General features: G+C 28.4%; 8 protein-coding genes and 1 pseudogene. 1 reads left to right on the top strand and 8 read right to left on the bottom strand.

The features are described 5' to 3' along the window. The 5 genes and pseudogenes from QZ429_RS03770 to lgt form a co-directional block, all read right to left on the bottom strand. The coding region (locus QZ429_RS03770; RefSeq protein WP_291951308.1) for a dynamin family protein at positions 1-774 on the bottom strand (774 nt) is incomplete at its 3' end. Continuing rightward, complete coding sequence (locus tag QZ429_RS03765; RefSeq protein WP_291951305.1) at positions 752-1,477, bottom strand: fumarate reductase iron-sulfur subunit; 726 nt, start codon at positions 1,475-1,477, stop codon at positions 752-754. The genes QZ429_RS03765 and QZ429_RS03770, both read right to left, overlap by 23 nt. Further along, on the bottom strand, positions 1,470-3,461 hold the full coding sequence (locus QZ429_RS03760; protein WP_291951302.1) for a fumarate reductase flavoprotein subunit: 1,992 nt from the start codon (positions 3,459-3,461) through the stop codon (positions 1,470-1,472). The genes QZ429_RS03765 and QZ429_RS03760 overlap by 8 nt, the downstream gene beginning before the upstream one ends. Beyond that, positions 3,445-4,225: pseudogene (locus QZ429_RS03755) on the bottom strand (fumarate reductase cytochrome b subunit). Before QZ429_RS03755 ends, QZ429_RS03760 begins: the two are co-directional and overlap by 17 nt. 76 nt (positions 4,226-4,301) lie before the next feature. Next, positions 4,302-5,117, bottom strand: a complete 816-nt coding sequence (gene lgt / locus QZ429_RS03750) for a prolipoprotein diacylglyceryl transferase (protein ID WP_291951299.1) — start codon at positions 5,115-5,117, stop codon at positions 4,302-4,304. Between the two features lie 73 nt (positions 5,118-5,190). Here lgt and QZ429_RS03745 point away from each other — a divergent pair, with 73 nt between their 5' ends. Beyond that, positions 5,191-5,973, top strand: coding sequence for a hypothetical protein (locus QZ429_RS03745; protein WP_291951296.1), 783 nt, complete (start codon positions 5,191-5,193; stop codon positions 5,971-5,973). On the opposite strand, the gene QZ429_RS03740 is transcribed toward QZ429_RS03745, so the two are convergent. Genes QZ429_RS03740 through QZ429_RS03730 form a run of 3 tightly spaced genes read right to left on the bottom strand, consistent with a single transcriptional unit; the run spans position 5,960 to position 7,996 of the window. Further along, positions 5,960-6,499: a hypothetical protein gene (locus tag QZ429_RS03740; RefSeq protein WP_291951293.1), complete on the bottom strand. Its 540-nt coding sequence runs from the start codon at positions 6,497-6,499 to the stop codon at positions 5,960-5,962. The genes QZ429_RS03745 and QZ429_RS03740 overlap by 14 nt on opposite strands. After that, a complete protein-coding gene (locus QZ429_RS03735; RefSeq protein ID WP_291951290.1) occupies positions 6,492-7,025 on the bottom strand; it encodes a hypothetical protein in 534 nt (177 codons plus the stop codon). The genes QZ429_RS03740 and QZ429_RS03735 overlap by 8 nt, the downstream gene beginning before the upstream one ends. Then, positions 7,022-7,996, bottom strand: a complete 975-nt coding sequence (locus QZ429_RS03730) for a hypothetical protein (RefSeq protein WP_291951287.1) — start codon at positions 7,994-7,996, stop codon at positions 7,022-7,024. The genes QZ429_RS03735 and QZ429_RS03730 overlap by 4 nt, the downstream gene beginning before the upstream one ends. Position 7,997: the final 1 nt, after the last annotated feature.

The following is a 7,997-nucleotide window of genomic DNA, read 5'->3' as shown; positions in this document are numbered from 1 at the left end:
ATTTTGTTTTAATTCTTTGATTAATTCCAACATATTTTCATTTTCTTTAGAATTTTCTAAAATATCTTCCCATTCATTTTTATTCCAAAAATATATCACAACTTCTTGACTTTTACCATATTTTAAAATAGTTAAATTTGCAGTTTCAGGGATATTAGAAACACCTAAAAAATTACTTTTTAAAAGTGCATTAAGCATACTAGATTTTCCAGCATTAACCACACCAGTTACAGCAATATAAAAATCTATTTTCTTAAATTTAATCAAAGCTTCTTGTAATGTCTTTGCTATATTTTCATCATCACATAATTTTTGTAAATTTTCATTAATTAAATCTAAGCTCTTATGAGAATCATAAAGTTCTTGTTTATAATCTCTTTTAATACTTTTTATATTTGAAATAAACGCATACATCAAAGAATTATCAGTAATTTTTTGCAATAATTCCAAAAATTGCAATACCTCGCTTTTATCAATCAACGCAAGCTTTAAAGCATTGATAAAACAAACTTGAGCATATTGTATATTATAAAGATCCAAACGTAAATTTAAACTTTTAATAATACTTTTAAATTCATTTAAAGCACTAAATCTTTCATAATTTTTTAAATTTACACTTAAAATAATTGCAGCTTTTTGTGGATCTAAGATTTTTTCTGTAAAAACACAATCATAATCAAGAAAAACACTATGATTTTTCCAAATTTGTTTTAATAATATTTTGATTACCCCTTGATTTAAGGGGTCAAATTCATTTATTTCTTTGGGCAACAAGTTGTCTTCTCATATAAGCAATTTTACTTTGTAATGGCAACTCTTTAGGGCAGCTATCCTCACAAGCAAGTAAAGACATACATCCAAACACACCATCATCATCGCCTATTAATTCATAATAATCTTCAATAGTTCTATGATCGTGCGGATCTTGTAAGTATCTAGCTGTTCTTAAAAGACCAGTTGCAGCAATAAAATTTGGTCTCATTAGCTTAGTAGCACAAGAAGCCACACAAATACCACATTCTATACAACGATCAAGCTCAAAAGTTTCATCTGCAACTTCAGGTTCAATACGTTCTTCTAATTTAGAAATATCAGTGTCTTTTTCATTATGAACCCAGCTTTCAACACGCTTACACATACCCTCAAACCATTCACCAGTATTTACACTTAAATCCTTAATATGTCTAAATGCTGGCAAAGGCATTAATTCAATTATTCCTTCTGGATAATCTTTTGTTAAAGTTTTACATGCAAGTTTTGGCTTTCCATTAATCATCATAGCACAACTTCCACAAATTCCAGCCCTGCAAACAAAATCAAAACTCAAATCTGCATCCATTTTTTCTCTAATTTGAGTTAAGCAAACAAAAATAGTCATAAATGAAGTTTCTTCAAGCTCATAAGTAACAAAATGAGGTTTAGAAATTTTGTTTAATGGATTATATTTAAATGCTCTTATTGTTAATTTTCTACTCATATTCAACTCCTATTCTTTGATTTGGTGCTTTGAATTTAGCTTGTAATTCATAAGGCATTAAAGCATGCTGGATCTCATATCTTCCCTTGCCCTCTTCTTCCATTTTTTCACGTATAGCATCAACTTCTGCTTGACGCTCTTTACTCAATGGATTTTCAATAATATTTCCTTTTGCACCATAACCCCTAAATGCAGGTGGAATTTCCATTTTCATAATATCAAGTTCTTCATATTCAATCCTAGGCATATTTTCACCTTCGATCCAATAAGTATTTGTTCTTTTCATCCAATTTAAATCATCTCTTTTTGGATAATCCTCTCGGTAGTGTGCTCCGCGGCTTTCAGTCCTAAGTAAGGCTCCATAAGCAACACAAAGAGCTATTTTTAACATTCTAGGCACCCTGTAAGCTTCTTCTAATTCTGGATTAGCACACTTTAATTCTTTATCATGCACTTTTAAATTTAACGATTGTAAATATAATTCTTCAAGCTCTTTTACAGCCTCTTGAAGTCCTTCGCCTGTTCTAAAAATAGCAACTTTATCCCACATAATGTCTTTCATTTTATTTTTAATTTCAAAAACATTATATTTTCCATCTTTACTCACAAGAGATTTTAGATAATCATACTCTTTAGAAAGAAAAGACTTGACAATATTTGTATCAATATCGCCACCATTTTCTTTACAATATTGTGCAAAATAATCTCCTACAATCATACCCGCAACAACGGTTTCTGAACAAGAATTTCCACCTAAGCGATTAAATCCATGCATATCCCAACAAGCTGCTTCACCGCATGCAAAAAGACCACTTAGCCATTGACTTTCACCTGTTGGTTTAGTTCTAATACCACCCATAGAATAATGTTGCATTGGTAAAACAGGTGCCCAACCCTTAGGCCCCTCATCAGCAGGATCAATACCATTAAAAGTTTTGCATATATCTTGCACATCACGAAGATTTTTTTCAACATGAGCACGACCAAGTATAGAAATATCAAGCCATAAATGATCCCCATAAGGACTTTTAACACCTTTACCTTTACGAATATGTTCCATCATTCTACGACTTACAACATCTCTACTTGCAAGTTCTTTTTTTTCTGGTTCATAATCAGGCATAAAACGATATCCATCAACATCTCTTAAAATACCGCCATCTCCTCTACAGCCTTCTGTTAATAAAATTCCACTTGGAACAATAGGAGTAGGATGAAATTGCACTGCTTCCATATTAGAAAGCCTACAAAGTCCAGTTTCAAGTGCTATAGCAGCACCAGTTCCCTCGCATATAACAGCATTTGTAGTTTGTTTATAAATTCTACCATACCCTCCAGTTGCTATCATCGTTCCTCTAGCAACATAAGCAATTAATTCTCCATTAGTTAAATCTCTAGCAATAGCTCCTAAACACTTCTTGCCATCGTGAATCAATCTAACCGCTTCCATTCTATCAATAATTTTTACCTGATGTTTAATCGCTTCATTGGCAACTCCATAAAGCATACAATGACCTGTTGCATCAGCAATATAACACGTTCTCCATTTTTTAGTTCCACCAAAATCTCTAGCATTGATAAGGCCGTGTGCTTGTTTTTTTTCTTCTATAGTTGTTTTTTGAGCATTAATTACAACAATACGAGGTCCTTTTGTAATTCTAGTCCAAGGCACACCCCAAGCAGCAAGCTCTCGCACAGCTTTAGGAGCAGTTTGAGCAAACATTCTAGCAACTTCTTGATCACAACCCCAATCTGATCCTTTCACAGTGTCAGCAAAATGCACATCTTCATTATCACCCTCGCCTTTAATGCTATTACCCAAACTCGCTTGCATACCACCTTGAACAGCAGCTGAATGTGATCTTTTAACTGGGCAAATGCTCAAAAGCGTTACACTCTGACCACTTTTTGCAACTTCAATAGCAGCCCTTAAACCCGCAAGTCCGCCACCAATAACTAAAGCATCACTATATTGTATATTCATAATCTAGCTCCATAATAAATTTTTACTATTTGCATATTAAAATTATTTTCGTAATTATTTAAGCCTATTTTTATAAAAGCAGCTAGACTTAATAAGCCTAAAATTAAAAAGAAAATACTAATAAACCATTTTGCTCTTTTAAGTTTTTTACGACTTTCTTTTGCATTTTTTCCTTCAAACCAACCCCATTTTACACAAAGTCTATAAAGACCTATGCTACCATGTAATTCAACACAAACTAACAAAGCAAGATAAAACAACCACATAAAATGGTTTATAACTCTATCACCTGACATATCCGCACTAATTTTATCTGCATTTGTTATAATAAATATCAAATGAGCTGAACCTAAAAAAAACATAACAAAACCTGTAAAAGCTTGAATCCACCACAAAGAAGAATCACTATGATTTATATATTTTAGATGAGTTCTACATATTTGATATTGTCTAAAATTAATAGGAAATTTTCTCATTGCAAGAGCTGCATGCACAAAGAAAATTACTAAAACACAGGCAGCCAAAAAGGAGGTAATATAATTCATCATAGGATTATCAATAATGAATTTTAGCTCCAAAAAATGAACAACTAAATTAAAAAAATCATTGCTAACTAAAATGGTAGCAACAAAAAACATATGCACCCACATAAATAATGCTAAAACTAAACCCGTGGCACTTTGAATAAAGTCAAGTTTTGCTGGCATTTTGCTTTTTTTACCATCAATACCCCTGCCCAAAAAGCCTTCAATAAGTTGGCTCATATTTGCTCCTTTAAAAAGTTGATAAGTTTAATATCGCGGGGAATTATATAACTTTTATTCTTAAAAAAATAAAAAATTATAAATTTTTTTTAATATTTTTTAAATAAAAATATAAAATTAATCCGAAAAAAAACATAAAAATACTTAAAATTTGTCCCATACTAAAATCTACCGCAACGTATCCTATACCAGAGTCAGGCTCTCTAAAAATTTCACATATAAATCTAGCTATAGCGTAAAGCATAGTATAATATATTATTAACTCTCCATCATATTTTTTAAATTTTCTTAAAAAATATAAAATAATAAAAATAACTATACCTTCTAAAAATGCTTCATAAAGTTGAGAAGGATGACGCAATACATCATCTACATAAATACCCCAAGGAACTTGAGTAACTTTGCCAAATAATTCTTGATTTAAAAAATTTCCAATCCTACCAAATACATAACCTAATGGCACGCTAATAGCCACTAAATCAAGATATTTCCACATATTTTGTTTATATTTTTTACAAAAAGCATAAGTTGCAATCAAAAATCCAATCACAGCTCCATGATAACTCATACCTCTAATACCAACAAATTCACCATTATAAAAAGGATTAAATATTTGCCAAGGATGTGTTAAATACCAAAATGTATTTGTATCATAAATTAAAATATATCCTAATCTTGCACCTAGAATAACACCAATTTCAACCCATATAAAATAATTATCCAACATAGTGTTTGAAATATTTATCCTATCTTTTTTAACAAAATATTTTGCAATTCCAAGGGAAATTAATAATGCTAAAACATACATAATTCCATACCAATGAATTTTTAAATCAAAAAATTCAAATGCAACAACATCAAATTTTGTATAAATATTTTGCCAATATTCCATTATTTTAACCTTTATGAAAGTGATAATATATCAAAAAATGTTATAATCATCAAACACATAGAAAGGATTTATTATGAAAAAAATACTATTTTACACAGGTTTTATATTGCTTTTTACAGCTTGTGTAAGCAATCAAAAAACTTACCACATATCAATGCCTAGCTTTAAAGCACAAATCCAAAGTTCCAACACAAATACAATTAATGAAAGTGATATAAAAGTTACAATTTCAAAAATTCAAATTAACAAAAATACTTTTTATAGTTCTTATTTTGAACAATCAACGCTAAATCAAAGAATAAACAAGAGTCTAGAACTTCTAAAAAATCAACTTGCTAAAGATGTGAGAAATATTTTAGAAAATAAAGGATACAAGGTAGTTGATACAAATTCTACCCATACTTTTGACATAATTATTAACACAAATTTGTATGAAGATAAGGTAACAAAAAATTCAAGTTTTGGTGGCGATAATATAGAATCTTCTTTTATGCTTATATTAGAAGCACAAAATACCCTCACAAGTCCTGATGGAAATGTCACATCAATTACTTATTCAAGCAAATTTGATGATGCAATAATCATTAATTATCCTATTAAATCACAAGCTAATTTTGATACTTTTAGGCAAGTTTATAGTGCAGTTCCAACACAAATTAATGAAAATATGTCAGTTAGCGTTTTAGAAATAGACAATTTATTTATAAAATTTTATAAAGAATTAATTTTAAATTTACAAAATTCTTTACCAAAAAATGAAAAAATAATGCAAGAAGAAAAATTAGATAAAAATCAAGAATCACAAAAAAACGAAGAAGAGCTTTATCAAAATAATGAGATAATTATTTTTCAATAGCCTTAGCAAAAAATACTTTGACTTTAAAATTTAAGTCAATGTATTTTTGATTTACACTAAATACTACAGGAGTGGTAATTTCTATAACATTTTGATATTTTTGCAAATCACCTAAAAAAGAATAAAAAGCTTGTGGAGTTTTAATTTTTACTTGCATATTAAATTGATATTTTAAATACATTTGACCTGGTGCAATAGAAACTGATTGTATTTTAATATCATCAAAATAATTTTGCATAAATTTTATAAAAGCATCTTGGGAAAATTCATTATTAATTTGCGTCAATCTCATTTGATTTGTCTTTTGAAAATTCTTAATTACTTCTTCTAATCCCTTTAATTCGTTTAAAACTTTTGTATTTTGAGCTTCTTGTCTAACCAATCGTGAATAATTTATTTTATAATCTTTTAAAAAAGGAACAATTAAAAATAAAATTAAAATCACACAAATTATAATAAAAGAAAAAGAATAAATTAGTATTTTTAACGTATCTACCTCTTCAAGACTTCTATCTTTTTTATTCATCACTATCTCCAACTGATACATTAATACTTACAAATCTATACCAACCATTTTTAAGAGGATAATAAGTAGTTTTAGAACTATCAAAGATACTCCTTAATGGAGCTTCTAAAAGTAATGAAAACATCTCTTTTGTTGGGGTAATACCTCTTAAAGTCAAAGAATTTTTTTCTAAAATAACCTCATCTAAAGAAATATCTTTTGGCACTAAATTAAATAAATTTTGCACACTCTTTAAAAGAGCTACATTTGTTCCATTGTTATTATCATCACCTAATACGCTTAAAACTTGATTATTTTGTTTTTGTAATTCTTGAAATTTTAATTTATTCTTTTTTATTTGTTCTTGAATGCGAACTAACTCTTCTTGTTTGTTATTAAGCTGCATATAAGCATAAGAACTTTTAAATACAATCACAATAAATACAATTAAAATCAAAGAAACGCTAGTAGTGGTAAAATAAATCCAAATTCTAGTAAAAAGATTAAATATTGGCTTGGGTTTAGGTTCTATTAAACTATATTTCATAATTTTAAATCCTTTATTGCAAGCTCATTCATAATACTAAGTGTATCAACTAATTCAACCTCTGGTCTGATAAAAAGTTCATTTTCCAAATAATCTAAAGAAGTATTATTAAAATTTTCTTCATCAAAAATTATAATTTTCTCTAAAAAACTATTATTATACAAAGGATTATCGTAAAATTCTTTAACTCCACTTATAATAAATTCTATCATTCTCATATCAAAACTAAAATTTTCAAGAGAATACTCATCTTGTTTATCTTTTACGATCTCTAAATTGTCAATATCTTGAGTCAGTTCTTCTAAACTTTTTAATTCGTAATTTTCCTCGCCACTCTCACTCTCATCTTCGCTTTTTTCTATTTTAATTTCTTGAGCAAAATCAAATTCGCCATCTTTATTCTTAGTATTTTCAAAATCTCTTGTTTCATTATGATTGGAAATATCAAAATAACGTCCAAAATATACTTCTTTATTTTTACAAATTAACATTGCTATAAAATCATGGTATCTATACACATAAAGACTTACTTTGTCATTAAAACCTTTTTTTTCTATACAATGATAAAGTAAAAAAAATGGAGAATACAATAAATCAAGTCCGCCAAATTCTTCATAATCCTTTTGATAAATTTCTAAATGAGCACTTGAAGCATACATTAAAGCATTACTAAATGCTAAACATTTAACTAAATTAGAATCTACTCCATACTTTGAAATCTCTTTATAATTAGAATTTGGGATAATACCTTGAGCTGTAGAAGTAAAAAAAGTGATAATATAATAAATTTGAAAATCTTTACTTAAATCTTTTATATATTCTATCGCTCTATCTTTATCTTCAAATGTTTTTTCAAAAGTATCTACGGCTTTAGAATGTTTCCAAGTATGGCATCTAATTGTATATTGCTTTTTATCATAACAAATACATACTAAAAGCTGTAAAATATATTTTCTAAAAAAAGATAACATA

This window comes from Campylobacter sp. (genome assembly GCF_020024835.1).
Classification (GTDB): domain Bacteria; phylum Campylobacterota; class Campylobacteria; order Campylobacterales; family Campylobacteraceae; genus Campylobacter_D.
The sequence above is the reverse complement of the archived record's forward strand: the minus strand, read 5'-3'. Positions and strand labels throughout refer to the sequence as shown.